Genomic DNA, 24,365 nt, shown 5'->3' with positions numbered 1-24,365 from the left:
GGCATGCCACGACGCAAACCGGCGGCCCGCCGGCCACAGCGGGCCAAACATGTATTGCACGGCCGCGCAGGCGAATCCGGCGAGTCGTTCCGCTGCGTCGGCTGCCGGATGGACGTATCCGTCACGGCGCCGGGCACCGCGCACCGCAACCACTGCCCGCACTGCCTGTCCAGTCGCCACTTGGACCGGCGGGTGCCCGGCGACCGGGCGGCGACCTGCCGCGGGCGGATGGTCGCGGTCAGCATGTGCACCCGCGACGACGGCGAATGGCTGCTCGTCCACCAGTGCCTCCCCTGCGGTGCACTGAAGACGAACCGCATAGCCGGCGACGACAACGCACTCGCGCTGATGCGAATAGCGTTGCGCCCGTTGGCCGATCCCCGTATCGGCCACCGCGCCCTACGCGCACTGTGACCGGGTGGCGCTCGCTCCCCTCCCGGGCGAGCGCCACCCTGGCCTGCCCCCGACTCCACGTACCGGCGGGTCACGCGACAAGCCCGCAGGACCGGTCAGTGCTGCGCGCCGAAGGCGACGGCCTCGGCTAGTACCGTGCCGATTTCGTCGCCGTACGTGGCGAGTTCGGCGCGCAGCGCCCGCTGCGCATCGGTGTCCGCGCCGTTCAGCAGCGCTTTCAGCATGGTCTCGTGCACCACATCGGCCGGTGTGGCGATCAATCCGGTCATGGCGAAGAAGGTCAGGAAGGTCGGGTCGAACGCCGTGCCGTCACCCGCGAACTGCTCGGTCATCCGCTCCAGCGCCAGGTCGAAGTATTTGTGCAGCAGCGGGATCCGCGCGAACGCCGACCCGCCGCGGTGCTCGACCCCGGGCCAGCGCAGGTCTTCGAGCGCGCTGAGCCACCACGCCGGGTAGGACGACCGCTGTAACCGCCGGAGCATGTCGAGTTCGCCGCCCGGACCATGCTCCTCGGCCAGGTATTCCGCGAGCGCCTCGGCTTGGATCGCCGCGACGGTCATTCCCTGCCCGTAGATCGGGTCGACGGTGGACATCGCGTCGCCGAGCACCAGCAGACCGGCCGGCCACCGCGTCATCTGCTCGTAGTGCCGCCGGACGCAGACCGGAATCCGGAACCCGCGCGGCGCGGTCAACGGCTCTGCGCCGCACAGCGCTTCGGCCATGGCCGGGCTGATCAGTTCGGTGAGTCCCGCGTCGAAGCCCGCGGCGTCGACGGGCGGATACTGCCCGCCGATACCGGACAGGCACGCGCTCCAGACGTCGTCTTCGATCCGCTTCAGCACTCCACCGGCGGGATTGCCTGCCCGGTAGTCGTTTTCGATGACCACCAGGGCCGGTACGGTCGCCCGGTCCCGCGGCACCCGGTAGTAGCGCGTGCTGTATCCGATCCCGGAGCTGACCGTCTCGTCCGGCGGCGCCTGATACCCGAGCTGCGAAAGCCATTGCGGCAGTTTCGACGACCGCCCGCTCGCGTCGACGACGAGATCCGCCGTCAGTGTTGCCGACGCCCCGGGTGCGCCGCCGGCTCGGCAGCGCACGCCGGTGATCCGCGCACCGTCCCCGGCCGCGACGAGATCGACGACTTGCTGCTCGTAACCGAAGCGCACGTTCGCGATCGCGCGCACGCGGTCGCGAATCGCCTGTTCGACAAGCCCTCTGCTATAGAAGGCGCCCTTCTCCGGGCTGGGCGTCGCCATCGTCCCGTACCGGTTCGTCCAGGTGAGCGTCGCATCAGCCAACGGAAAAGCACCGAGCCGCAACACATCGTCGAGAAAGCCGGGCAGCAGGCGTTCCAGGACCTGTTCGCCGCGCGGCAACATCTGGTGCAGATGAAAGGTCTGCGGCACACCGCGGCGGCGAATTCCCGGCCCCGGCTCGACATCACGGTCGAGTACCAGCACCTCGGCGTAATGTTCGGCCAGCACGCGCGCCGCGAGCAACCCGGCGATCCCACCGCCGATCACGATCGCTCTCGCCCGCCCGTCTCCCTGCCATTGCGTCATGCTTTCGACGGTAAGCACGTCGTCGGCGACGCGCCTCACACCGCAGTGCGAATCCGGTGTCCCCCGTGGGTATGAGCCCTACCGCTGCACCGCGAGACGCACGCCGAGGCCGATGAAGATGCCGCCGGTGGCCACCTCGATGCGCCGCCGCGCGGCGTGCCGGCGGCGCAGCCAGCCGCCGATCCGGCCCGCCAGCACTCCCACCGCACCGTCCACCAGGAACTCCAGCACGATCATGATCGCGCCGAGAATCGCGAACTGCAGCCAGATCCGGCCGAGCGACGGGTCGATGAACAGCGGGAGGAACGCGATCGTGAACGTCACCATCTTCGGGTTCAGCAGGTTGGTCAGCAGCCCGGACACGTACGCCTTGCGGGCCGAGACACCGACTTCGCGCTCGTCCGCAGGCAGGCTGCCCCGCTTCCGGATCGCTTGCACCCCAAGGTAGATCAGATAGGCGGCACCGAGTATCCGGACCACGGTGAAGGCCGCGGGCACCGCCGCGAACAGCGCCGCCAGCCCGGCCGCGGCGACCGCGATGTGGATGGCCTCGCTCGTCGCCACCCCGGCGGTGGCGTACAGCCCGGCCCGTGGGCCGCCGCGCATCCCGCACCCCAGCACGAACAGCATGTCCGGCCCCGGCGTGATCATCGCGACGAAGGTGGTGGCCACGAAGGCGAGCAACAGACTTTGATCAACCGGCATAGGCTGATTCTCGCAGTGCGCGAGGCCGGCGGCGAGCCGGTAGAAGCCTGGTCAGTCGGCAGACGGCAAGCGGAACCGGAAGATCGCCCCACCATCGTGCGCCGACTGCGCGGTCACCGTGGCCCCGTGCAGATCCGCCACCTGCTGCACGATCGCGAGACCGAGTCCGTGGCCGGGTTTACCGCGACCGTTGGTGGCGCGATAGAAGCGATCGAAGATATGCGGCAGATCATCGAGCGAGATACCGGGACCGTGGTCGCGGACCGTCAGTTCACCGTCGTGCAACGTGACCCGGATGATGCCTTGCGGCGCACTGAATTTCGCCGCGTTGTCGAGCAAGTTGGTGATCGCGCGAGCGAGCCGGCCCGGCACGCCGGGCACGACGGTCGGGTGCAGTTCACTGGTGAACGTCAGGCCGGGCCAGTGCCGCTCGGCGGCCCGCAGGCACTCCGTCACCAGGGTGTCCAAGCGCAGATCCTCGAACGGTTCCGGGACGGCGGCCGGGTCGTCCGCCCGCGCCAGCTCGATCAGATCCGTGACCAGGCCGGACAGTTCCGCGGACTGGGCGCGCAACGCGGTCGCGGTCGCGTCGAGTTGGCCGGCCGACATGCGCGAGGCCCGACCCAGCAGCTCGATATTCGTCCGCAATGCCGTCAGCGGCGTGCGGAGTTCGTGGGAGGCGTCGGCGATCAAGCGATGTTGCGCGGCGCGGGCCGCGCGTTCGGCGGTCAGCGCTTGATCGAGTTCATCGAGCATCGCGTTGAAACTTGTTGCCAGGCTAGCTAGTTCGACCGGCCCGCGGACGGTGATGTGCTGCCGCGGATCGCGGGTGGTGGCGATGCGCTCGGCTGCCGCGGTCAACGCGGTGACCGGCTCGACCGCGCGGCGCGCCACGACCAGCCCCGCGGCGACGGCGAGCAGGGTGCCGACCCCCGCTGCGGCGAGCAGTGCGTATCCGACGCGGCGCAGGCTGGTGTCCACCGGATCGGCCCGTTGCGCGCTCTGGACCGCGGAGCCGGAACGCAGTGGGGCGGTGTACATCCGCAGCGGATGATCGCCGAGCCGGACATCGCTGAAGAACGCGGCCCTGGTGCCCGCGGCGACTTCTTCGGTCGCACGGTCCACCGGCAACGACTGCGCGGGGTCGTGCTCGGACTCGATCCGCCCGTCGGCGGCCACCACCTGCACGCAGCTCGGCGCGGTCAGATACCGGCACGGCCCGGACGCCGTCGCGACATCGGCGTCCGCGCCGACCGTGCGGCCGATCCGCGTTGCCTCCCTGCGCAATCCGAGGTCGAGCGAGCTGTCGAGTTCGTGCGCGACGACGACGTAGGCGGCCACCCCCATCCCGGCGAGCGCCACCGCGATGGCGACGACGCAGAACAGCGCGACCCGCGCGCGCAACGACCCCGGCAGCCTCATGCCGCCGCCAATCGATAGCCGATCCCGCGCACGGTGTGGATCAGGCGCGGCTCGTCGCCGGATTCGAGTTTGCGGCGCAGATAGCGGATGTAGACCTCGAGCGAATTCGAGGTCGGCCCGAGTTCGGTGCCCCAGACCCGTTCGATGAGCGTCTCGCGGGGCAGCGCCTGGCCGCTGTTGCGCAGCAGCACTTCGAGCAACGCGAATTCGGTGCGGCTGAGCTCCACCGGGCGGGTACCGCGCCGGACCGTGTGCGCGGTGGTGTCCATGACGAGGTCCGCACACGACAGCACCGCGCCGTCCTCCGGATAGGTGCGCCGGACCAGCGCGCGCACCCGGGCCAGCAGCTCCTCGAGGTCGAACGGTTTCACCAGGTAGTCGTCGGCACCGGCGTCGAGCCCGTCGACCCGGTCGGCCACCGCGTCCCGCGCGGTGAGCATCAGGATCGGCGTGCGGTCGCCCCGTGCCCGCAACCTCCGGCACGCGGTGAGGCCGTCCATGAACGGCATCAGCACGTCCAGTAGCACGACCTCCGGCTGCCAGCGCTGGATCTCGGCGAGCGCGGCCGCGCCGTCCGCGGCGGCTCGGGTCTCGTAGCCTTCGCTGTCCATGGCGCGCACCAGGGCCTCGCGGACCGAGTCCTCGTCGTCGACCACCAACACGCGCATCTTCCGGATGATACGGACCGCGTCTGCCCAGGCCGGGGACCCGGCGCGGTCTCATCGAACTCTCATCCGGCGCCGGAAAGGTGCGGGCCATGAGACGTCGGAGCATCGAGCGCACCCACCGCAGGATCGCCGCGGGCGCCACCGTGTTGTTGATCTTGGTACTGACCGGCACCGCCTGCGACCGCGCCACCGCGGGCCCGCGCCCGGAAGTCCGCGGCACCCACGTGCTGGTGCCGATCGGCGGCGGCCGGGCCGATATCGACACGGCTTCGCTGGCGATCACCGCCGACCCCGGCGACGAGCCGAACCTCATGCTCTCCGCCCCCGCGGCCGCAGAGCTGGGCGCAGCGGGACCCATCGAGACCGCGCCGGATCGAGCGACCTGGAGCTATCCCGGCAAAGGATTGACCGTCACCGCCGAGGCCGCCGACGGCCGCCTGAGCGTCACGCTGCGCAGCGATCGCGACCAGCACCTGTCCTGGCCGGTGACCGGCACCGATCCCATGACGACGGCATTGCAGCTCCCCCGCGGTGAGGGCCTGTCCCTGCCGGTCGGCGATCCGTTCTGGAACTCCCCCGACGCCGCTCTGATCGACCGGCCACTGGATCTCACCGAGAGCCTGACCATGCCGTTCTGGGGCTACCAGGCGGGTGCGCGTGGCGTGAGTTACCTCGCGCCCACCGATATCGGCACCACCCTCACGGTGCGCTCGGTGGACGAAAAGCTGCGCACCACAGCCGAACACGACTTCGACGCCAGGGCGGACACGCGTGCGTACACGGTCACCTTCGCGCTGACGGACGCCTCGCCGGTGGCCGCCGCAACGGATTACCGCGCCTGGCTCATCCAGCACGGCCGATTCCGTTCCCTCGCCGACAAAATTGCGCAGCACCCGGCGGTCGGCAAGCTGCTCGGCGCCTTTCACGCCTACCTGTGGGGCGACGGCCGCACGCCGGAGGCGATCCGCACGATGCGCGAGCTCGGCCTCACCCGCATGTGGCTGGGCTACGACGCCGGGGCCGATCCGATGACCCGCGCCGCCGTCGATGCCGCGAAAGCGGCCGGTTACCTTGCGGGACCGTACGACTCGTACGACAACGCCCAGGACCCCGCGACCGCCGATAACCCCGGCTCGAGCTGGCCCGGCCTGTGGCCGTCGGGCTGCGTGCACGACGCGGAAGGCAACCCGGAGACCGGCTTCGGCGGCCGCGGCTGCTACCTCAGCACGCAGGCGCTGGCGCAGCGGCCACAGGTTCTCGACGAGCGCTACGCGACCATGACGGCGAACGGCGCGAACACCTACTTCCTCGACGTCGACGCCGCGGGCCAGTTCTTCGACGATTACAGCCCCGGCCATTCGATGAACAAGAAGCAGGACCGCGACAACCGGCTCACCCGCATGCGCGCCCTCGTCGAACAGCGCGGACAGGTCCTGGGTTCGGAATCCGTCGGCGCCTGGGCGAGCACCCTGCCCGCGTTCAGCCACGGCTCCCAGACCCCGGTGTCCGATTTACTGTGGAAAGCACAGCGCGACAAGCAATCCTGGGGCGGGTGGGCGCCGGAAAGCTCACCGAAGTTCTTCTTCCAGCCCGCCGAGCTGCCCGCCGCCGCGGCCAGGGCCATGTTCGATCCGGCCTATCGGGTGCCCCTCTACGAGACCGTGCTGCACGACTCCCTCGTCAACCTGGACCGCTGGGAACTCGCCTATTACAAACTGCCGCAACAGCAGACCATGCGCGCGCTCACCGCGATCCTGAACAACACCCCGCTCAACTTCGCGCTCGACCGCGCCGAGCTAGACCGCCACGGTGCCGAAATCGCCCGCCTGCAACAGTTCTTCGCACCCCTGCACGAGGCCGCCGGCACCGCCCCGATGACCGGCTTCCAGTGGCTCACCGCCGATCATCTGGTGCAACGCAGCACCTTCGGCGACGGCCTCCTCACCGTCACCGCCAACTTCGGCACGGTGCCGCACGACGGGCTCCCCGGCGGCTGCGTAGACGCCCGGCTCGCGACCGACGCGGCGCCGCGACGGTTGTGCCCCGCCGGGTAGCGGACAGCACGATGGACCCGGCGCCCCTCCAGCTCCGGGTCCATCGTGTTCCACCGGCCGCCTAGGCGGCCGTGCATCGGGTGGGCAGCGCTGCCAACCCGCGGATCACCACGTTCGGCTTGTACGCCGGCGTATCGGTCAGCGGCTCGATGTCCCGCACCTTGCGCAGCAGCACATCCAGCAGCACCTCCATCTCCAGCAGGGCCAGCGGCGCGCCGAGGCAGTAGTGGATGCCGAGGCTGAAACCGAGGTGCTTTTTGGCCGGGTGCTTCGGATCGGAGTATCGCGCAACGTCCACCCGGTCGGGGTCGCCGAACGCGGCGTCGTCGCGATTGGCCGAATTGATCAGCACCACAACGCCTTCGCCGGTCTCGAAATCGTGGCCGGCCACAGTGATCGGCCTGGTCGCGGCCCGGGTGGTGATCTGCACCGACGGTTCGAGGCGGAGCAGTTCGTCGGGCGCGTACGCGGTCAGCTCGGGACGTGCGCGCAGCGCGGCGATCTGGTCCGGATTGCGCATCAGCTGCAGCAGACCGGTGCCGATCAGATTCGCGGTGGTCTCGTGCCCCGCCACGAAGGTGGTGATGCAGGTGGCCAGCAGTTCCTGCTCGGTGAGCACGTCCCCGCGGTCCTCCACCTGCGAGAGCACGCTGAGCAGATCGTCTTTCGGGTTCGCCCGGCGCTCGTCGAGCAGTTCCCGGAAGTAGTTCATGAAGCCGCGGGAGGCCGCGCTACGCGCCCGCAGGGCCTCCTCGGGCAGCGTGTAATCGTGGTCGAAACCGCGCGCCAGATCCTGCGACCACCGGTGCACCTGATCGTAGGCCTCCGGCGGCACGCCGATCAGCTCGCCCGCGATGATCAGCGGCAGCGGGTAGGCGATCTGCTCGACCAGGTCGAATTCGCCAGCGGCCAGACAATTGTCGACCAGCTGCTCGGTGAGCTGCTCGATCCGCGGCCGCAGCCTGGTCACCATGCGCGGCGTGAAACCCTTCGTCACCAGGTTGCGCAGCCGGGTGTGGTCCGGCGGCTCCATCCACAGGAACGAGGTGGGCAGCTCTTCGGGCGCGTCCTCGGGCGACACTGTGGGGTGCATCATCGCGGCCTCTTCCGCGTGGCTCCACGCGGTGGTGGACAGCACGGCGACGCAATCGTCGTAGTGGGTCAGCAGATGGTGGCCGAGCGGCGTCCGGTGCAGCCGTCCCGCCTCCCGCAACACCCGCGCCGGGGTATACGGATCGGCCCGGCCGTCCGGGCCGAACAAGTGGGCGATGGCGGTCTGCACCGCGGAATCCTGTTCCGCGACAGCCGTACTCGCGTGCGACGAGTCCATGTCGAGTAGTCCCTCCTGTGCGCCCCGGGCGGCAACGCCTGGCCCGGATCGCGGGTAACGTTCGGAATGCGGATGAAGGCTGTTCGCTCAGTGCAGCTGCGCCGGCTGCGTAGCTGCGGTCGGTACGAGATCGGTGGACGGGGCCGCCGACGCGGGTGCGACCTGCGGTTCGGCGTTGCTTGCCCTGCCGCGCAACAGCACTCGCGCGGCGAGCTGCGGCCGCAGCAGTGCCGCAGGCGGTTCGACGAGATTGGCCACGCGCAGGAACGTGCGCGCGACCACGGGGTCCACCTGCGCCGCGCGTTGTACCCGCGATACATAGGCGTTGGTGAGGCGAGTGCGGGGGCTGCGCGGGCCGACCACCCCGGGGTGCCCGAGATCCGCACCGGACGCGAGTTGCCAGGCCACGTCCACCACACCCGCGGCGGCGGCGTAGAACCGGCCGGGCAGTTCCGCGGAGGCCGTGCCCGCCCCGAGGCATTCGCGCAGCGCCAGTGCCTGCTGCGCGGCCACGGCCATACCTTGGGCGTAGAGCGGATTGAAGCTGCACAGCGCGTCGCCCAGCACCAAGAACCCCTGCGGGGCTCGGTGCAGCCGCTCGAACCGGCGCCGCACCGGTGACCGGAACCGGTGCGGCACAGCGTCGTCGAGCGGCTCCGCGCCGGTGACGAGTTCGTGGATATCCGGGGCCGCGATCGTCGCGGCGAAGGCCGCGAAGCCCGCGGGATCGGTCGGTGGGTGGTCGCCCAGCATCCCGGCCAGCGTCACATGCCAGCGATCGCCCTCGACCCGGATCGCCCCGCCGCCACGGCCGTTCGATCCGGTGGAGATGATCACCGACGAGTGATCGCCCAATTGGCCGGGCGTGCGCCGGAACATCCGTGAGGCGTAGCCGAGGTCGACGTCGAGCCGGTCTTCCTCCGGCGCGTCCGCGCCGATGGCGTTGAGCCACATCGGCGCCCGGGAACCCCGACCGGTCGCGTCGACGACCAGGTCCGCGTCCTGTGCCTGTGCGCCGTACGCGCCGGCGACCGAGACCGCGCGCACCCGGCGCGCATCGCCGATCAGTCCGCGCGCCGTCCCCTCGCACAGCCGGACACCGGGTGCGGCCAGCGTCCGTTGCCGCAGCACCGATTCCAGCAGTGGCCGGGTCGCCATCACCGAGGTCAGTCCGGTCGAGGCGGGCGCGACGCGTGATCCGCCGACATACCAGCGGGTTCCGACGAGCGCCTCGGCCGTACTCGCGCCCCGTGCCGCCATCTCGCTGGTGAATCCGGGATACAGCTGCTCGATGATCGTCCGCCCGCGATCGAGCAGCCCGTGCAGATGCCGCGCCTGCGGCACCCCACGCCGCAGCGCACCGTCGGCGTCGCCGTCGCGCTCGACGATCGTGACCTGCGCGAAATTCTCGGAAAGCACGCGGGCGGCGAGCAATCCGGCGATTCCGGCGCCCAGCACGACGGCGTGCCCACGCGCGTTCACAGCGTCACCGGCAACGAGCGGATGCCCCGGTGGATCAGGCTCGGCTGATACTCGATCGACTCGGTGGCCAGTGCGAGTTCCGGTGCCTCGCTCAGCAGTCGCCCGATCGCCTGCTCCGCTTCGATCCGGGCCAGCGGCGCGCCCACGCAGTAGTGAATGCCCAGGCTGAACCCGAGATGCTTACGCGCGGGCCGGTTTCCGGCATAGCGGGTGACGTCGAAGACATCCGCGTCCGGATAGACCCGGTCGTCCCGGCTGGCCGACGCGGTGAGCACCACGACGCCGTCACCGCGCCGGAATTCGTGCTCGCCCACCGTCGTATCCGCCAGCGCGACCCGGATGGTGAACTGAGTCGGCGCGTCGTAGCGCAGCATCTCCTCCAGCGCGGGACCGATCAGTGCGGGGTTGTCCCGAAGCAGCGCAAGCTGTTCCGGGTTGCGCAGCAGCGCGAGCATGCCGTTGCCGATCAGGTTGATCGAGGTCTCCATGCCCGCGACCAAGGTCAGCAGCGCGATGCCGATCACCTCGGGCTCGGTGATCAGGCCCGCACCCGCGGCGGACACCAAGGCGCTCAGCAGATCCGGCGTCGGATTCGCCTTCTTCTGCTGGGCCAGCCTGCCGAAGTAGCCCATGCACTCCATCGCCGCTGCCCCGCGCTCCTCGACGTCGGCCGCGCCCAGCAGCGAATCCGGGTCGCTGCCCCGGGCGATCGCCAATTGCCACTGCCGGAACAGCGCGCCGTCGGCCGGATCCGCGCCGAGCAGCCGCACCGGGACCATCGCCACCGCCAGCGGCACGGCCAGCCCGTTCAGCACGTCCAGTTCGCCCCGTCGCAGCGCCGCCGCGACCAGATCCGCCACGACCTGCCCGGCCAGCGGCACCATCTCGGCCATCATGCGCGGCGTGAACGCCTTGGCCACCAGCTTGCGGTAGCGACTGTGCTCAGGCGGGTCCATCCGCACGAACGAGCCGGGGATCGCGGCGGTGGTGTCCCGGAACGGGCTGATGCCCGCGGCGTAACCGTGCCCCCAGTCCGCGCCGGTCAGGATGGCCGCGCACTCGTCGTATCTGGTGACGAGGGTGACCGGGACATCACCGAAGGCGTAGGGGAACAGCGGCGCCGCGTCGCGCACCCGGCGATAGGCCGGATAGGGGTCCACCCGCTCGCTCGGATCGAACGCGTCGAAGGTGAGGTCGGTGGGGAGGGCTGTGCTCATGGTTGCTCCTGTTTCCGTGCGCGAGCGAGGGTCATCGGCTGTCCAGCCGGACGCGGAGTCGCGACATGCCGCGCACGACCACGTTCGGCCGGTACGGCGGTTCCTCGAGCAAAGTCATCGCATCGACCCGGTCGGTGATCGCGCGCAGCACCACCTGCATCTCGAGCCGCGCCAGCGGTGCGCCGAGGCAGTAGTGCAACCCGAGCCCGAAGGACAAGTGCCGCTCCGCTTTCCGGCCACGGGCGTAGCGGGCGATATCGAACCGGTCCGCGTCGGGAAAGGCCCGCGGGTCGCGGTTGGCGGAGGCGAGCAGCACGATCACCGCGTCGCCCGGCGCGAAAGTGCGCCCGGAAACGGTGATCACGTCGTGCGCGGTCCGGGTGGTCAGGTGCACGGGTGCGTCGTAACGCAGCACCTCGTCCACGGCGGGCTCGCACAGCTCGGGAAAGCTGCGCAGCCGCTCGAATTCGCCGGGGTTACGGATGAGCGCGAGGACACCGTTGCCGATCAGGTTCACCGTCGTCTCGTGCCCGGCGACCACGAGAATCAGCAGCGTGCCCAGCAATTCGTTCGAGGTGAGCCGCGCGCCCGCGTCGTCGGCCTGCACCAGCGCGGTGATCAGATCGTCGCGCGGGTCCCGGCGCCGCTGCGCCACCAGCTCACCGAAGAAGTCGAGGAACGCGTAGACGGCGGCGGTCCGGGCGGCCAATTCGTCGGGGGAAAGCAGCACATCCGGGTCGAGGCCGCGGGCAATGGCCGTGGAGATCTCCCGCACGTGCTCGTGGGCATCGGCAGGCACGCCGAGCAGTTCACACACCATGGTCAGCGGCAGCGGATACGCCAGCGCGTCCAGCAGGTCCACCTCGCGCGCGGCGAGCATCTCGTCCATCAGGTCCGCCACGAGTTGCTCGGCGCGCTCGCGCATGCCGCTGATGGTGCGCGCGGTGAACGCCTTGCTCACCAGGCCGCGCAGCCGGGTGTGGTCCGGCGGCTCCATCCAGAGAAACGAGCCGGGCAGTTCGACGTCGCTGTCGCCGTGCAGCAGCTGTGGCTCCTCGGCGTGACTCCAGCGCGGATCCTGCATGATCGTCTGTGCTTCGTGGTGCCCGGTCACCAGGTGCATGTCGTGCGGTCCCGGCACGAACGGTCCGGCGCCGCGCAGCACCGCGTAACTGCTGTACGGGTCGTGGCGCATATGCGGTGCGACGCTCTCGATCACCGCCAGTTGAACCGGGGTCAATTCCTCGACCGCCGCATGCTCGGAACTCACCGGTAACTCCTGAATTGTCGAAAATTAGGCGCGCCATCGAAATAGCGATGCGTAATGGATCGTCGTGGTCACCGACACTTCCGCGCTGCGGCGATCATCCGTTCCTATCGCGCCATAGTGGAAATCCTTTATCGCGCACGGCGATTGGTTGATCGCCGCTGCTTATCGCACACGGCAATTCACAGTCAGTTCAAGGGACCGTCACAATTCGCTGTTGTCGTGGCAGCCATGAATTCTGCGGAATCGGTCGAAACCCTGCACGGCGCGCTGGCCGAGATCGCGGCGGGGCACCCCGGGGTGTCGGCCACGTTCTGGTCGGTGTCGGAAACCGTGGACTACGCCGAACTCGACCGGCGCGCCCGGGCGGCCGCCGCCGCGCTCGTACGGCACGGGATCACCCGCGGCGAGCCGGTGGGCATCCTGTGCCCCAACGCTCCCGAGTTCCTGGTCAGCCTGTTCGGCATCGCGGCCGCGGGCGGCGCGGCCACGCCCCTGCCGCTGCCCGCGGGCACGCGCCAGCTGGACGGCTATCCGCGCAAACTCGCGGCGATCGTCGCGGCGGCGGGCATGCGCACCATCCTGGTATCGCCTCGATTCGCGGATCTGACCGCCCTGCTCGGCTCCGCCGTCGATGTCGAATTACTCGACACCGCAACGCTGTTCGCCGCAGACGGGGACGAAGAGCTGCCCGAGCTGACCTCGGACGATCTCGCGATCGTGCAGTTCACCTCCGGCAGCACCGCGACACCCAAGGGCGTGCGGTTGACCCACCGCAACGTGCTCAGCGGCCTGGCCGCGATCCGCACCGGGATCGCGCTGAGCCTCGACGACCGCGGCGGCTTCTGGCTGCCGCTGTTCCACGATATGGGCCTGTTCGGCACGCTGTCGGCGATCCTGCGCGGCATACCCGCCCATGTCTGGTCGCCGGTGGCCTTCGTCAAGGACCCCGCGCGCTGGCTGGCCGAATTCGCCGCCAGCGGAACCACGATCACCGCCATGCCGAACTTCGGTTACGAGGCACTGCTCGCCGCGGTGCCCCCGGAACAGGTCGCCGAGTTCGATCTGCGGCACTGGCGGATCGCCTTCAACGGTTCCGAGCCGATCTCGCTGGACGTGGTCGGCGCGTTCTGCGCCCGGTTCGCGCCCGCCGGTTTCGCGACCTCGACCATGTTCGGCGTCTACGGCATGGCCGAGGCCACCCTCGCGGTCGCGTTCCCGCCGCTGGGCCGGGCCCCGGTGTTCGATTGGGTGGATCGCGCGGCGCTCTCCGACGACGCTCTGGCACAACAGGTTTCCTCGCGCGCACCCGGCGCGCGGGCCGTCGCGTCCGTCGGGTCGGCCGTGGCCGGCCTGCGGTTGCGCATCGTCGACCCGGCCGGCGACCGCGAACTGCCCGACGGCGTCGTCGGCGAGATCCTCATCCAGGGTCCCTCGGTCACCGACGGCTACCTGACCGCGGCGCCCGAGACCGTCGCGGGCCTGCACACCGCGGACGGCTGGCTGCGCACCGGCGATCTCGGATATCTGCGCGACGGTGAGCTTTTCGTCACCGGCCGGTGCAAGGACATGATCACCGTGCGCGGCGTGAACTACTACGCCCAGGACGTCGAGGCGGCCGTGCACGACCTCGACGGCGTCTACAAGGGCCGCTGCACCGCCGCCATCGATCCGGACGGCACCGACGTGATCGCGCTCATCGCGGAGACCGAGCTCACCGGACCGGCCGCCGACGCGCTCGGCGACCGGATCCGGGCCCGGGTCGCGGCCCGGCTCGGGCTCGCCGCGGTGGACGTGTACCTCGTTGCGCCCCGGACCATTCCACGCACCAGCAGCGGCAAACTCCAGCGGCTGGCCGCGCGCGGCCTCATCACCGCGACCCGATGACACCGCCACCACAGACATCCTCCCCGCACCGACGAACAGGAGTCACCTGTGCACAGCTATGACGTCTTCCGCCACTACGAGCGCCTGCACTGGCAGCTGGCCGACCTCGAGCTCGACGCGGTCGACCGCGCGCTGGTCCGTCCCGAATACGTGACCCTGGCCAAGAGCGCGACGATGGGCGAGTCCAACGTGATCGCCGCCGTCCACGGCTTCATGAACGAATTCCTGGACGACTACGACTTCTCCACCTTCGCGGTGGTGTGGGGCTACCAGGAAGTGCAGCACCACTACGCCTTCCGGTCCTGGCTCGGCGCGATCGGTGAGAGCGTGGACGAGAAGGCGGTCGACTCGATGCGCGAGCCGTACGCGCCGGGCAGCACCCCGTCGGCGACGCTCGCGACCAACATCATCTCCGAACTCACGGTGAATCACATCTACCGGGCGGTCGCGGCCTGGGTCCAGGAGCCGGTGCTGAAAGGCTTGCTGCTCAACGCGAGTCGCGACGAGGCCGGGCACGCGCGCGAGTTCATCCACTACGCCACCAAGCGGCTGGCGCAGCGGCCCGAGGAGCTGCCCTCGGTGCTGGAGACGCTGTACGTCTACAGCTCGGAGGCGAAGATCAAGCACCCGGTGAGCACCTTCAAGGCGGGCATCAGCGAACTCGGCGACCACGAGACCATCGACACCGGCTTCGACCTGTTCCTCGAGCAGGTGGCGGCCGAGGGCGAGCTGAATGTGCTGCACGACAAGGTCCGTCGCACCTTCGCGAACATGACCGGCCTGGACCTGTCCAGCAACGCCAAGGTGCGCCGCGCGCTCGCCGACGTGCTGGGCTGACGCGATGGCCGCCCCGGTTTCACCGAGCCCGGACACCGTCGAGGTGCCGTGGTCGATCATCCCCGACTATCACTGCTTCGGCTGCTCGCCGCACAACGCCGGCGGATTGCGACTGAGCTTCGTCCCGCATCCGGACGGGCTGCAGTCCCGGTTCCGGCTCGGCCGGCGGTTCGAGTCGTATCCCGGTGTGGTGCACGGCGGTTTGACCGGCGTGATCTGCGACGAGGTGATGGGCAACCTGATCGTGCTCGCGCGCAATCAGCCCGCCTTCACCGTCACCCAGCGCACCAGGTTCCTCACGCCCCTGCTGGTCGACCACGAATACACCTGCGTCGCAACGCTGGCCGAGTCCGCGCCGGATCGGCCGATCCATGCCTCGGCCGAGATCCTGGACCGCCACGGCGCCGTCTGCGCCACCTCCGCCGCCACCTACCAGCCCTTCGCGCTCGACGACGTGCGCCACCAGCTCACCCTCGGCGACGACGAGGTCGCCGTGCTCGCCGCGGCACTGTCCGCCACCACTACCTTTTCGACGAACGGAGTTCACTCATGACCGCCCCCGCCGACATCCTGACCACCGTCACCGCGATAGCCGCCGCCGAAACCGGCATCGCCGCAACGGATCTGCGGCCCGACCTCGACCTGCGCGGCATGGCGGGCGTCGATTCCGTGCGGGTGCTGCGCATGGTCGCCAAGATCGAGAAGACCTATGACATCGAGCTCGAGGACGAGGACGTCTTCGGGCTGTCCACCTTGCACGACGTGGTCGCGGTGGTCGAACACGCGTTGCGCGAGGCCGCGGCGTGACCGCCGTCGAACAGCCGGTAGCGCCGCAGGCCGGCACCGCCGACACCAACCAGCACTACGACCTGGATCCGGATATCTTCGGCCAGTTCCTGGATCCGCTGCGCAAGTACAGTTCCGCGCTCTACACCGCCGCGAACGATACCCTCGAGCAGGCGCAGCGCAACAAGCTGCACTTCGTCGCCGACCGGCTCGGCTTGCGCGGCGGCGAACAGCTGCTCGACGTCGGATGCGGCTGGGGCTCACTGATCCTGTTCATGGCCGAGGAATTCGGTTGCCGCACACTGGGTGTCAGCCCGGCGCCCCGCCAGCACGCCTATATCGCGGAACAGGCCGCCGTGCGTGGCGTCGGCGAACTCGTGCAGACCAGGGTCGGCCATTTCGAGCGAATGGACCTGCCGCCCCGCAGCGTCGACGCCGTCACCCTGCTCGGCTCCATCGTGCACATGCCGGATCTCGGCGAGGTCTTCCGCCGGGCGCGCGCCGTGCTGCGCCGCGGTGGCACCCTGTACGTCTCGGAGAGCTGCTTCCGAAATGCCGCGGCGCACCGGGCCTTCGACACGAAGGACGGCACCGAGTTCGTCCGTGCGGACATCTTCGGGTGGGGTGATCTGCGGCCGCTGTCGGACCTGGTGACCGCCGCCGAGGACGCGGGCTTCTCGATCGTCGCGGTGGACGACCTCACCGACCACTACCGCCGCACCATCGACGACTGGATCGGCAACGTGGACGCGGCCGCGGCGCGCATCGACGCGCACGGGCCGGGACTGTCCGCGAAACTGCGGCACTACCTGGAGATCGCCAACGCGGGCTGGGGCTACACGACCAAGCACTACGCGCTGACCTGCCGCAACGCCCGCTGACGGGCAGGAGAGACAGATGGATATCGAGTCAGCACGCATCCCGGTCGACGAGGTGGCGGCGGCGGTCGACGGCTTCCTGGCCGCCTCCCCCGCCGCGCGGGCGTGGGACGTGGAGACCGCCTTCGACTGGGCCCGCGCCGACGCCGGCCGGCTCACCGAGGGCCAACGGTCGGCGGTGCAGTTCGTCACCCTGATCGAAGATCACCTGCCCGGCTATTTCGAGGTGTACCACCGGTATTTCCCGGTGGACGACAGCGTCGACCGGGACACCTTCGTGCACAACCGCGAGCTCTATCACTTCACCGTGCGCTGGGCGCTCGAAGAGGACACGCACGCCAGGGCGCTCGCCCGGTACCAGGAGGCGTCCGGCCTCGCCGAACGAGGCGCGCTGCGTAAGGAATTGGCGGTCGAGGGCCAGAAGCCGTTCGACCTGCCCTACGACCACCCGGTGCAGTTCTTCGCCTACGCGCTGGTGCAGGAGAAGGCCACCCAGATGTACTACCAGCACCTGCGCGACGTCGCCGACGATCCGGTGCTCGCCGCCGTGCTCGGCCGGCTGGCCAGGGACGAGGCCAGGCATTTCAGCTTCATGGCCGACGTGGTCGGGCGCTATCTGCGAGTACACGGCGACGCGACGGTGCAGCCGATCCGCGACGTGATCGCCAACTTCCGGATGCCGTTGGCCGACACCATGCGTGGCTACTGGCGCTGGGCGTTGCGGATCGCCGACGTGGCCGCCTACGACCACACCGAGGCCTACGAACACCTGATCAAGGTGATCGATCGCGCGGTGGACGCTCGCACGGATCGACTGGACGAACTGGTGCGCTTCATCGACGAATGCCGCACCGTGGCCTGAACTTCGGCAGCGAACTGGCCCTGCCCCCGAATGCTTTCGGGGGCAGGGCCATTCGGCTGTCAGCGGCGGTTCACTTGTCCGGCGACAACACCAGCACCGTGGTCGAACCGTGCGCGATCAGCTTGCCGTTCGCGTCGACGATGCGGCCTTCGGCCGTCGCGGTCCGCCTGCCGACGTGCACCGCGGTGGCCTCGCAGGTGAGCCGGGAGCCGTCCAACGTGACCGCCCGGATGAAATTCACCTTGAGCTCGAGGGTCGTATAGGCAATGCCGTCACCGAGTTTCGTGAACACGGCGCTGCCCATCGCGGTGTCCATCAAGGTCGCGAGAACCCCGCCGTGCACGGTGAACATGGCGTTGATGGTGGCCGGATTCGGGTCGAGGTAGTAGCGCGTGTATCCCGCGCCCGCTGTCTCCAGACGGATGCCGAGCGAGGCGCCCACGCCCAGGTTCTCCTGTAACCCGCGCTCGAAAACCGTGGTCAGCTCGTGGACGCGGGACGCGACCGTCGGATCGGCGAGCGTACCCGTGTCCGCGCGCTGCGTGGCCGCTTCGCCGGCCTGTAAATCGGTGCTGGTCATGACCTTTTCCTCCCTGGCGAACGATGCCAGGCCATTCGATCAGCACCCGGTGAACACCAGCGAGCTTGCCGCCGTTGCATTCTCACCTTCGATCGGCTGATCGAACACAGGCCGCCCGCTACGCGTCCGCCGGCACGCCGAGCACGAGTCTGCCGATCTCCCCGGCGATCACCTCGGTCGAGTACGCCATGAGCTGGCCGGCTTCGGCGTCGCGCAGATGCCGCTGGATCGGTGAGGTCTTGAGGTAGCCGGACGCACCGCCCACCCGCACGCCGAGCTGGGCGACCTCGACGGCGATCTTGTTCGCCAGATATTTGGCGCGCGACAGGTTCGGGAAGAACGCCGGGACACCGTTGTCCGCCTCCCACAGCGCACGGTCGTACAGTGCGTGCGCGGCAGCCAAGCGCGTTTCGACATCGGCGACCTCGTACTGCACCCACTGTTGATGCGAGAGCGGCCTGCCGAGGATCTCGCGCGAGCGCGCGTGCTCGATCAGCGCCGCCAGCGCCGCGTCGGCGATGCCGAGCGAGATCGCGGGCAGGCCCGCCGGAATGACCGCGAAGTCGCCCGGACCCGGTGCGCGACCGCGATATTCGGCCCGCAGCAGGGTGTGGTCGAACGAGAGCAGCTGGCTGCGGGTCGCGCGCAGCCCGAGGGTGTCCCAGATCGGAATGGTCGTCACGGTGTCGTCGGGCACCACCCCGAAGAACGCGGGCACATCGTCGACCCGCGCGTTCACGAGCAGATATTCGGCGATCTCACAGCCGGAGACGAAGCGTTTCGCGCCGGTGAGCTGCCAGCCCCCGGCCACCGCGACGGCGTCCTGCTGCGGATTGAGAAACCGGTTGCCGCTGGCGGGTTCGGACAGCGCGTTGGCGAATCGCTTGCCCGCGAGGAACTCCTCGGCGAAGAACGAGCCAAGGGTCTCGGCGGTGAATTCCGCGAGCGCGACGCCCGCGCCGGCGTGCATCGTCCAGATCGTCGCGGTCGAGGGATCCGCCTTGGCGAGCACCCGGACCACATGCCCGAAGGCCGCGTAGCTCAGCCCCAGCCCGCCGACCCGTTCCGGCAGCACGGCACGGTCGAGTTCCGCCTCGTGCAACGCCGCCAGGTGCCCCACCGCGATCTCCGCGCGTTCGTCGTATTCCGCTGCGACAGTGGCGAATCCCGCCGCCAATTCGGCGACTCGATCGAGCACCTTGCGCTCGACGTCGCGGACCGGGAATGAGAATTGAGCAGTGGTCACGAAACGCTCCCTGGTCGAAGGTCCGGCGCGCTCGCCACCGCGCGGCGATCGCCGGGCAAGAGTACGCGCCGAATCGGACAGCCGGGGCGAGTCGACCATTTCCGAAGCGACTACTCCGCTGCCGGACGCCCGATCCCCGTGCGGCGCAACCCCTTGTAGTCGTAGTACCGCGTCACCACCGCGCCCAGCACCACACCGATCACCACCCCGAGCACGGCCATCCACACGCCGCGCGTGAGCCCGGCCGGACCACTGGCGTCGAAGTAGAGGATGGCGCGCACGCCGAGGAACACCTGATGCATCGGCTCGAAGGAGGCCAGCCAGCCGAAATATTTCGGCGTCGCCTCGATCGGCACCGTGCCGCCGGAGGACGGCAGCCCGAGGATGATGAACAGAATCAGGTTGATCAGCAAACCGGCCGACCCGACGGCCGCGAGCACGGACAAGCCGGTGACGCCGACCGCGATGATCGCGAACGCGCTGAAGAGGAACAGCCCGAGCGGGTGATCGACCGGCATGCCCAGCACCTTCGCGACGAGCAGGAAGACCCCGGCGACGACGTTCGCGGTCACCACCATGACGCCCCATTTGATCAACAGCGTGTGGAAGCGCGAGATGGGCGTCGGCGGGAAATGCACGTACCAGGGCCCGTATTCGGTCGGTACGAAGCCCAGTTGCGCGTCGATCATCGTGTGAATGGTCATCGAACCGACCAGGCCCGCCAGCAGGAGCAGTAACGCGTAGAAGAACGCGGTGAGGCCCTGGCCGGTGCCCTCGGGCAGCGGATGGAACGGCTCGACGACGATCTGCAGCGGCTCCGCGAGCGCCACCCTGGTCGCCCCGCTCAGTTCGGGCGCGGGCGGCCCGCCGGGCGGGGGCGCCAGCTGGGCCTGTACCTGCTCGGTGAGCTGCGCGCCGACCTGCTTGTTCACCTGGTTCAGCGCCTGGTCACCGATCTGGGTGACGATCGAGGTGACGAACGCGCCGCTGCGCGGGTTGGTCTGCAACGTGATGAGCGGACGCTGGATATCGCCGGGGATCACGCTGCCGACGCCGAAGATGCCCAATCGTTTGCTGAAATCGCTCGGAATGAGGATGGTGCCGTAGACCTTGTTGTTCTGCATCCGCTGCGAGGCCTCGTTGACGCCGAGCACCTGCAGATCGATCTTGTCCCCGGGCACCGCCTGCCGCAATCCGTCGACCACCTGCGCCCCGAACTCGACCCGCCGCTCCTGGCCCGGCGCGCCGATCGTGTCGCCGACATCCTGATTGACCAGCGCGATGGGGAAATCGTGCAGGTTCTCCTCCGGATCGACGACGTAGTCGAGATACATCGTGCCGAGCAGCGCCATGAACACGGCGAGCACCGCCACCGGCAGCAGCCACAGCCGCAACCCGAGGTTGCGCGGGGATCGACTAGTTTCCGCAGGGTCCGTAGTCACGATTTCGGACGGTAGCAGCTGATTGCGCACGGCTCGGGGAGCTACGCGCGGCTAGTTGCCAGAAGAATGCGCGAGCGATCACGGCGAACGCAGGTCGAGTCGCCGCATCACCCGGTCGACCAGATCCGGCGGCACCCCGGGTTCGCGGCGCGCGGCCATCGCTTCTTCGCGCCCGGCCGCCAGTATCTCCTGATCGATCCGGTGCAGCGCGCGGTTCAGCTCGGCGCTCTGCTCGGTCGTCTGCCGGGCGTCGTCCGCGGCCTCGGGATCGGCTCGGGCGAGCCGTCTTTCGATGCCGACGTGCAATCGGTCGTAGACGTCGTCCGGGAGCCGCTCGGTCACCGCGACCTGTTGCAGGCGCGTGAGTTCGGCGCGCAGGATGCGCGCCCACAGCTTGCGCTCCATATCCCGCTCGGCGTCGATATCGACCCGAACTCCGGTGGCGCGCACCACGAGGGACAGCGTCGGCCCCTGGATCAGCAGCGTGAACAACACCAGGGCGAAAGCGGTGAAGAGGATGCCGCTGCGCCAGGGGAACGGCGCGCCCGAAGCGGTGGTCAACGGCACCGCCAACGCCAGCGCCACGGTGGCCACACCTCGCTGTCCCGCCCACCAGGTGACGACGGTCTCGCGCCAGGTGTAGGGCTCGTCGGCCTCGCGGCGGCGCCACCACCGGCCGAACAGGGCCCAGGTCGCCAGCAACCAGAGCAGCCGCAACCCGACCACCACGCCGATCACCGCGGCCGAGACACCGAGGTAGCGCGGCCAGTCCGGCCCGGCCGCCCGCAGCACGGTGGCCAGTTCCAGCCCGATCAGGCCGAACGCGATCCCGCTGACCAGCATGTCGATGATCGCCCAGAACGAATCGCCGACCAGCCGGTAATCGCTGTCACCGAAGTCGGAGGCGGCGTCGGTCAGATACAGCGCGCACACCAGCACCGCGAGCACCGCCGACCCGTCCCAGGCATCGGCGAGCCGGTACGCCGCGAAGGGCAACGCCAAGCCGAGCGCGACCTGCCACGGGGCCTCGGCCAGCCGCGGCATCAGCCTGCTGCCACCCCAGCCGAAGACCAGGCCGACCGCGACACCCACCACCGCCGACACCACGAAGTCCAGCGCCGCCGACCACGCGGAGAACTCGCCGGTGACCACCGCCTGCACCGCGATGCCGTAGAGCACGATCGCGGTGACATCGTTGAACAGCCCCTCCCCCTCCAGCACGGACACCAGCCGGCGCGGCAGACCGAGCCGGCCCGCCAACGCGCCGACCGCCACCGGGTCCGGCGGCGCGACCAGCGCACCGAGCACGAACGCCGCGGCCAGCGGCACGGCGGGATGCCACAGGTGCACGGTCACCGCCACCACCGCCGCGGTGACGACGACCAGGCCGACCGCCTGCAACGCGATCGCGCTCCAGTTCTGCGCGAAGGTACGCCACGACGTGCGCCGGGCCGCGGCATACAGCAGCGGCGGAAGCAGCAGCGGCAGAATGAGATCCGGCGCCACCCGGACATCGGGCACCGTCGGCAGCAGCGCGAGGACGCAACCGAACACCGTCATCAGGACGGCCGGTGCCACCCCTAGCCGCCGCCCGAGCGGCTGGGCGAGGATCGTGCCGAACAGCACGAGAAACGGCAGTTCCAGATGATTCACGCTCGTCCAGCATGCGCCCCGATCCTGAGAATCCCCGAAGCGGTTGCTGATTGTTCCGCGCGAGGTGCGCAAGCTGGCGGCATCCGGACAACCGAGTGTCCGCCCGCTTTCCCGGTGATCTGCCGTTTCGGCCGCGAGCACGGGGCAATCATGTGCTTACGAGGCAGTTCCGGTGTGGTGAAAGGAGAATCCGATGATCATCGGCGCGGTCAGTCACTGGGTTCGGTTCATGCTAGATGTGATCGGGATCTGACTGGCGAATGCTCCAGCGTTCACCGTGGTGTGGCCCGCGAGACCGCCGGTCTCGCGGGCACTCTCGTCACAACCAGATCAGGCAGAAGATGTGCCCCACCGGATCGGCGTAGACGCGGAACTGATCATTGTCGTTGGGCTGCACCAGTTTCGCGCCGAGCGCGAGCGCGCGCGGCTCAGCTTCCTCGATATCGTCGACCAGCACATCGAAGTGGACCTGCTGGGACGCTTCGGGATCCGGGAAACGCGGCGGCTTGTACTCCGGCGACAACTGGAACACCAGCCGCCGCCCTTCGCCGTCCGCGGTGACGATCCAGGTGTCGTCCTCGTCCTCGATCAGCCGTACGCCGAGCAGGCCGATGTAGAACTGCGCGAGCTTACGCGGCTCCGGACAGTCCAGCACCACGCTGCGCAGGGTGCCGACCGGCTTCTCGCTGTCCGCTGTCATGACAAGACCTCCTTCTGTTCCGATGTCGATCACCTACCCGCAGTCGTCCGTGCGAAACGCTGCCACGGTACAGGGCCGAACAGCACCGGAGGGGTGCCGCACGATGCGACACCCCTCCGGTGGCAAAGACTTGCGCGAGAGGACTATTCAGGTTGCAGCAGCACCGGCAGCCTGCCGTGCCCGTTCGAGATGAAACTCACCACGGTGCCCAGCTCCGCCGGGTCCGCGGCTAGTCGCATGTTCGGGAAACGCGCGAAGAGGGCGGGGAGCGCGACCGCCGCCTCCAGCCTGGCCAGCGGCGCGCCGAGGCAGTGGTGCACCCCGTGCCCGAAGGCCAGGTGATCCTTGCTCGCCCGGGTGACGTCGAACTCGTCGGCCGTCTCGCCGTGCACCTTCGGATCCCGGTTGGCCGCCGCGTAGGAGGCGAGGATCGGATCGCCCTTGGCGATCTTCACGCCCTCCACGTCGATGTCCTCGACCGCGAACCGCAACGGCAGATGCGCCACCGGCGCCTCGAACCGCAGCGCCTCCTCGATCAGCTCGGCCCAGCCGACCTTGCCCTCGACCACCGCGGCGCGCTGCTCGGGCCGGGTGAGCAAGGCGTAGATCGCCTGATCGAGCAGATTGACGGTGGTCTCGTGGCCCGCGCTGATGACCAGCAGCAGCGTGTCGATCAGCTCCTGCTCGGTGAGCTGCGACCCGTCGTCCTCGTCGCGATGCGAGATGAGCAGGCTGGTCATGTCGTCGCCCGGCTCGCCGCGCCGGAAGGCCACCAGCTCGGCGAGGATGCGGTACATCTCCATGTAGTTGGCCTGCGACTCCTCCGGGCCGAGCGAGGTGTCGAAGATCCCGTCGACGCATTTGCGCAGGCCGGGATTGAGCGACTCCGGCACGCCCATCAGCTCGGAGATGACCTCGATCGGCACCGGATACGCGAAACCCTCACGCAGATCGACCACTTCGCCCGCGGGCACCGCCGCGAGCTCGCCGATCAGCCGCTCGGTGATCCGGTTGATCCGCGGCCGCATCGCCTCGGTGCGGCGATGGGTGAACGCGGGGGCGACCAGCTTGCGCAGCCGCCGGTGATCGGCGCCGTACGCGGTGAACATGTTGTTCACCGCGACCCAGAGAAATAACGGCCAGTCCTGCGGCACTTCACCTTTGGCGAAAGCGGGCCAGTGCTGCCTGGCATCCTTGGACACTTTCGGATCGACGAGCAGTCGCTTCAGCAGGTCGGCATCGGTCACCGACCACGCTTGCACGCCGCCGGGCAGCTCGACCAGGGTCGCCGGTCCACGCTCGCGCAGGCGTGCCGATTCGCCTTGAATATCGGTTCCCGTCGGATCCAGGACTAGGGGCGCAGTGTCCATCGC

Annotated in this window: 22 protein-coding genes; 8 read left to right on the top strand and 14 right to left on the bottom strand. The window is 69.3% G+C overall.

The annotated features are described in order from the left end of the window. Positions 1–3: 3 nt before the first annotated feature. On the top strand, positions 4–414 hold the full coding sequence (locus O3I_RS16615; protein ID WP_014984103.1) for an RNHCP domain-containing protein: 411 nt from the start codon (positions 4–6) through the stop codon (positions 412–414). 95 nt (positions 415–509) lie between these two features. On the opposite strand, the gene O3I_RS16610 is transcribed toward O3I_RS16615, so the two are convergent. The 4 genes from O3I_RS16610 to O3I_RS16595 form a co-directional block, all read right to left on the bottom strand. Then, positions 510–1,976, bottom strand: a complete 1,467-nt coding sequence (locus tag O3I_RS16610; RefSeq protein ID WP_051066637.1) for an FAD-dependent oxidoreductase — start codon at positions 1,974–1,976, stop codon at positions 510–512. A 78-nt stretch (positions 1,977–2,054) separates the two neighbouring features. After that, positions 2,055–2,681 (bottom strand): LysE family translocator, encoded by a 627-nt coding sequence (locus tag O3I_RS16605; RefSeq protein ID WP_014984101.1) that lies wholly within the window; start codon positions 2,679–2,681, stop codon positions 2,055–2,057. Between the two features lie 51 nt (positions 2,682–2,732). Next, the gene (locus tag O3I_RS16600; protein ID WP_014984100.1) at positions 2,733–4,103 is read right to left on the bottom strand and encodes a HAMP domain-containing sensor histidine kinase; all 1,371 of its coding nucleotides are present in this window, start codon (positions 4,101–4,103) and stop codon (positions 2,733–2,735) included. Next, positions 4,100–4,771 (bottom strand): response regulator transcription factor, encoded by a 672-nt coding sequence (locus O3I_RS16595; RefSeq protein ID WP_041562658.1) that lies wholly within the window; start codon positions 4,769–4,771, stop codon positions 4,100–4,102. Before O3I_RS16595 ends, O3I_RS16600 begins: the two co-directional genes overlap by 4 nt. Positions 4,772–4,860: 89 nt before the next feature. Here O3I_RS16595 and O3I_RS16590 point away from each other — a divergent pair, with 89 nt between their 5' ends. Continuing rightward, positions 4,861–6,825: a glycoside hydrolase gene (locus O3I_RS16590; RefSeq protein WP_014984098.1), complete on the top strand. Its 1,965-nt coding sequence runs from the start codon at positions 4,861–4,863 to the stop codon at positions 6,823–6,825. A 61-nt stretch (positions 6,826–6,886) separates the two neighbouring features. Here O3I_RS16590 and O3I_RS16585 read toward each other — a convergent pair whose 3' ends face one another. The 4 genes from O3I_RS16585 to O3I_RS16570 all read right to left on the bottom strand — a co-directional run bounded on the left by O3I_RS16585 (position 6,887) and on the right by O3I_RS16570 (position 12,124). Beyond that, complete coding sequence (locus O3I_RS16585) at positions 6,887–8,155, bottom strand: cytochrome P450 (protein ID WP_014984097.1); 1,269 nt, start codon at positions 8,153–8,155, stop codon at positions 6,887–6,889. A gap of 87 nt (positions 8,156–8,242) precedes the next feature. Further along, entirely contained in the window at positions 8,243–9,637 is a 1,395-nt protein-coding gene (locus O3I_RS16580) for an NAD(P)/FAD-dependent oxidoreductase (RefSeq protein WP_014984096.1), read from the bottom strand. Further along, complete coding sequence (locus O3I_RS16575) at positions 9,634–10,854, bottom strand: cytochrome P450 (RefSeq protein WP_014984095.1); 1,221 nt, start codon at positions 10,852–10,854, stop codon at positions 9,634–9,636. The genes O3I_RS16580 and O3I_RS16575 overlap by 4 nt, the downstream gene beginning before the upstream one ends. Before the next feature lie 31 nt (positions 10,855–10,885). Beyond that, the gene (locus tag O3I_RS16570) at positions 10,886–12,124 is read right to left on the bottom strand and encodes a cytochrome P450 (RefSeq protein ID WP_014984094.1); all 1,239 of its coding nucleotides are present in this window, start codon (positions 12,122–12,124) and stop codon (positions 10,886–10,888) included. A gap of 228 nt (positions 12,125–12,352) precedes the next feature. Between O3I_RS16570 and O3I_RS16565 the strand changes: the two genes are divergently transcribed. From O3I_RS16565 to O3I_RS16540, 6 genes are read left to right on the top strand one after another with little or no spacing between them, the layout of a single operon-like run. Further along, positions 12,353–14,008, top strand: coding sequence for a fatty acyl-AMP ligase (locus O3I_RS16565; protein WP_014984093.1), 1,656 nt, complete (start codon positions 12,353–12,355; stop codon positions 14,006–14,008). Positions 14,009–14,056: 48 nt separating this feature from the next. After that, a complete protein-coding gene (locus O3I_RS16560; protein WP_014984092.1) occupies positions 14,057–14,845 on the top strand; it encodes a ferritin-like domain-containing protein in 789 nt (262 codons plus the stop codon). Positions 14,846–14,849: 4 nt separating this feature from the next. Beyond that, on the top strand, positions 14,850–15,398 hold the full coding sequence (locus O3I_RS16555; protein WP_014984091.1) for a PaaI family thioesterase: 549 nt from the start codon (positions 14,850–14,852) through the stop codon (positions 15,396–15,398). Further along, the gene (locus O3I_RS16550; protein WP_014984090.1) at positions 15,395–15,652 is read left to right on the top strand and encodes an acyl carrier protein; all 258 of its coding nucleotides are present in this window, start codon (positions 15,395–15,397) and stop codon (positions 15,650–15,652) included. Before O3I_RS16555 ends, O3I_RS16550 begins: the two co-directional genes overlap by 4 nt. Further along, complete coding sequence (locus O3I_RS16545) at positions 15,649–16,512, top strand: SAM-dependent methyltransferase (RefSeq protein ID WP_014984089.1); 864 nt, start codon at positions 15,649–15,651, stop codon at positions 16,510–16,512. The genes O3I_RS16550 and O3I_RS16545 overlap by 4 nt, the downstream gene beginning before the upstream one ends. 16 nt (positions 16,513–16,528) lie before the next feature. Then, positions 16,529–17,371, top strand: coding sequence for an acyl-ACP desaturase (locus O3I_RS16540; protein WP_014984088.1), 843 nt, complete (start codon positions 16,529–16,531; stop codon positions 17,369–17,371). Between the two features lie 70 nt (positions 17,372–17,441). Here the strand turns inward: O3I_RS16540 and O3I_RS16535 are convergent, their stop codons facing one another. The 6 genes from O3I_RS16535 to O3I_RS16510 form a co-directional block, all read right to left on the bottom strand. Beyond that, positions 17,442–17,951 (bottom strand): PaaI family thioesterase, encoded by a 510-nt coding sequence (locus tag O3I_RS16535; protein WP_014984087.1) that lies wholly within the window; start codon positions 17,949–17,951, stop codon positions 17,442–17,444. Positions 17,952–18,069: 118 nt separating this feature from the next. Further along, positions 18,070–19,197: an acyl-CoA dehydrogenase family protein gene (locus O3I_RS16530; RefSeq protein WP_202804942.1), complete on the bottom strand. Its 1,128-nt coding sequence runs from the start codon at positions 19,195–19,197 to the stop codon at positions 18,070–18,072. 110 nt (positions 19,198–19,307) lie between these two features. Then, entirely contained in the window at positions 19,308–20,639 is a 1,332-nt protein-coding gene (locus tag O3I_RS16525) for a YhgE/Pip domain-containing protein (RefSeq protein WP_424769571.1), read from the bottom strand. Between the two features lie 78 nt (positions 20,640–20,717). Continuing rightward, complete coding sequence (locus O3I_RS16520; RefSeq protein ID WP_014984084.1) at positions 20,718–22,292, bottom strand: Na+/H+ antiporter; 1,575 nt, start codon at positions 22,290–22,292, stop codon at positions 20,718–20,720. Between the two features lie 319 nt (positions 22,293–22,611). Beyond that, positions 22,612–22,992: a VOC family protein gene (locus tag O3I_RS16515; protein WP_014984083.1), complete on the bottom strand. Its 381-nt coding sequence runs from the start codon at positions 22,990–22,992 to the stop codon at positions 22,612–22,614. A 143-nt stretch (positions 22,993–23,135) separates the two neighbouring features. Next, complete coding sequence (locus tag O3I_RS16510; protein WP_014984082.1) at positions 23,136–24,362, bottom strand: cytochrome P450 family protein; 1,227 nt, start codon at positions 24,360–24,362, stop codon at positions 23,136–23,138. Positions 24,363–24,365 lie beyond the last annotated feature (3 nt).

Origin of the sequence: Nocardia brasiliensis ATCC 700358 (genome assembly GCF_000250675.2) — a bacterium.
GTDB lineage: Bacteria > Actinomycetota > Actinomycetes > Mycobacteriales > Mycobacteriaceae > Nocardia > Nocardia brasiliensis_B.
The sequence above is the reverse complement of the archived record's forward strand: the minus strand, read 5'-3'. Positions and strand labels throughout refer to the sequence as shown.

Excerpts from the sequence above, each read along its gene's own strand:
- O3I_RS16565 (WP_014984093.1), top strand. The coding sequence starts at position 12,353 with ATGAATTCTGCGGAATCGGTCGAAACCCTGCACGGCGCGCTGGCCGAG.
- O3I_RS16615 (WP_014984103.1), top strand. The coding sequence starts at position 4 with ATGCCACGACGCAAACCGGCGGCCCGCCGGCCACAGCGGGCCAAACAT.
- O3I_RS16555 (WP_014984091.1), top strand. The coding sequence starts at position 14,850 with ATGGCCGCCCCGGTTTCACCGAGCCCGGACACCGTCGAGGTGCCGTGG.
- O3I_RS16515 (WP_014984083.1), bottom strand. The coding sequence starts at position 22,992 with ATGACAGCGGACAGCGAGAAGCCGGTCGGCACCCTGCGCAGCGTGGTG.
- O3I_RS16535 (WP_014984087.1), bottom strand. The coding sequence starts at position 17,951 with ATGACCAGCACCGATTTACAGGCCGGCGAAGCGGCCACGCAGCGCGCG.
- O3I_RS16595 (WP_041562658.1), bottom strand. The coding sequence starts at position 4,771 with ATGCGCGTGTTGGTGGTCGACGACGAGGACTCGGTCCGCGAGGCCCTG.
- O3I_RS16605 (WP_014984101.1), bottom strand. The coding sequence starts at position 2,681 with ATGCCGGTTGATCAAAGTCTGTTGCTCGCCTTCGTGGCCACCACCTTC.
- O3I_RS16610 (WP_051066637.1), bottom strand. The coding sequence starts at position 1,976 with ATGACGCAATGGCAGGGAGACGGGCGGGCGAGAGCGATCGTGATCGGC.
- O3I_RS16600 (WP_014984100.1), bottom strand. The coding sequence starts at position 4,103 with ATGAGGCTGCCGGGGTCGTTGCGCGCGCGGGTCGCGCTGTTCTGCGTC.
- O3I_RS16590 (WP_014984098.1), top strand. The coding sequence starts at position 4,861 with ATGAGACGTCGGAGCATCGAGCGCACCCACCGCAGGATCGCCGCGGGC.
- O3I_RS16575 (WP_014984095.1), bottom strand. The coding sequence starts at position 10,854 with ATGAGCACAGCCCTCCCCACCGACCTCACCTTCGACGCGTTCGATCCG.
- O3I_RS16585 (WP_014984097.1), bottom strand. The coding sequence starts at position 8,155 with ATGGACTCGTCGCACGCGAGTACGGCTGTCGCGGAACAGGATTCCGCG.
- O3I_RS16540 (WP_014984088.1), top strand. The coding sequence starts at position 16,529 with ATGGATATCGAGTCAGCACGCATCCCGGTCGACGAGGTGGCGGCGGCG.
- O3I_RS16550 (WP_014984090.1), top strand. The coding sequence starts at position 15,395 with ATGACCGCCCCCGCCGACATCCTGACCACCGTCACCGCGATAGCCGCC.
- O3I_RS16510 (WP_014984082.1), bottom strand. The coding sequence starts at position 24,362 with ATGGACACTGCGCCCCTAGTCCTGGATCCGACGGGAACCGATATTCAA.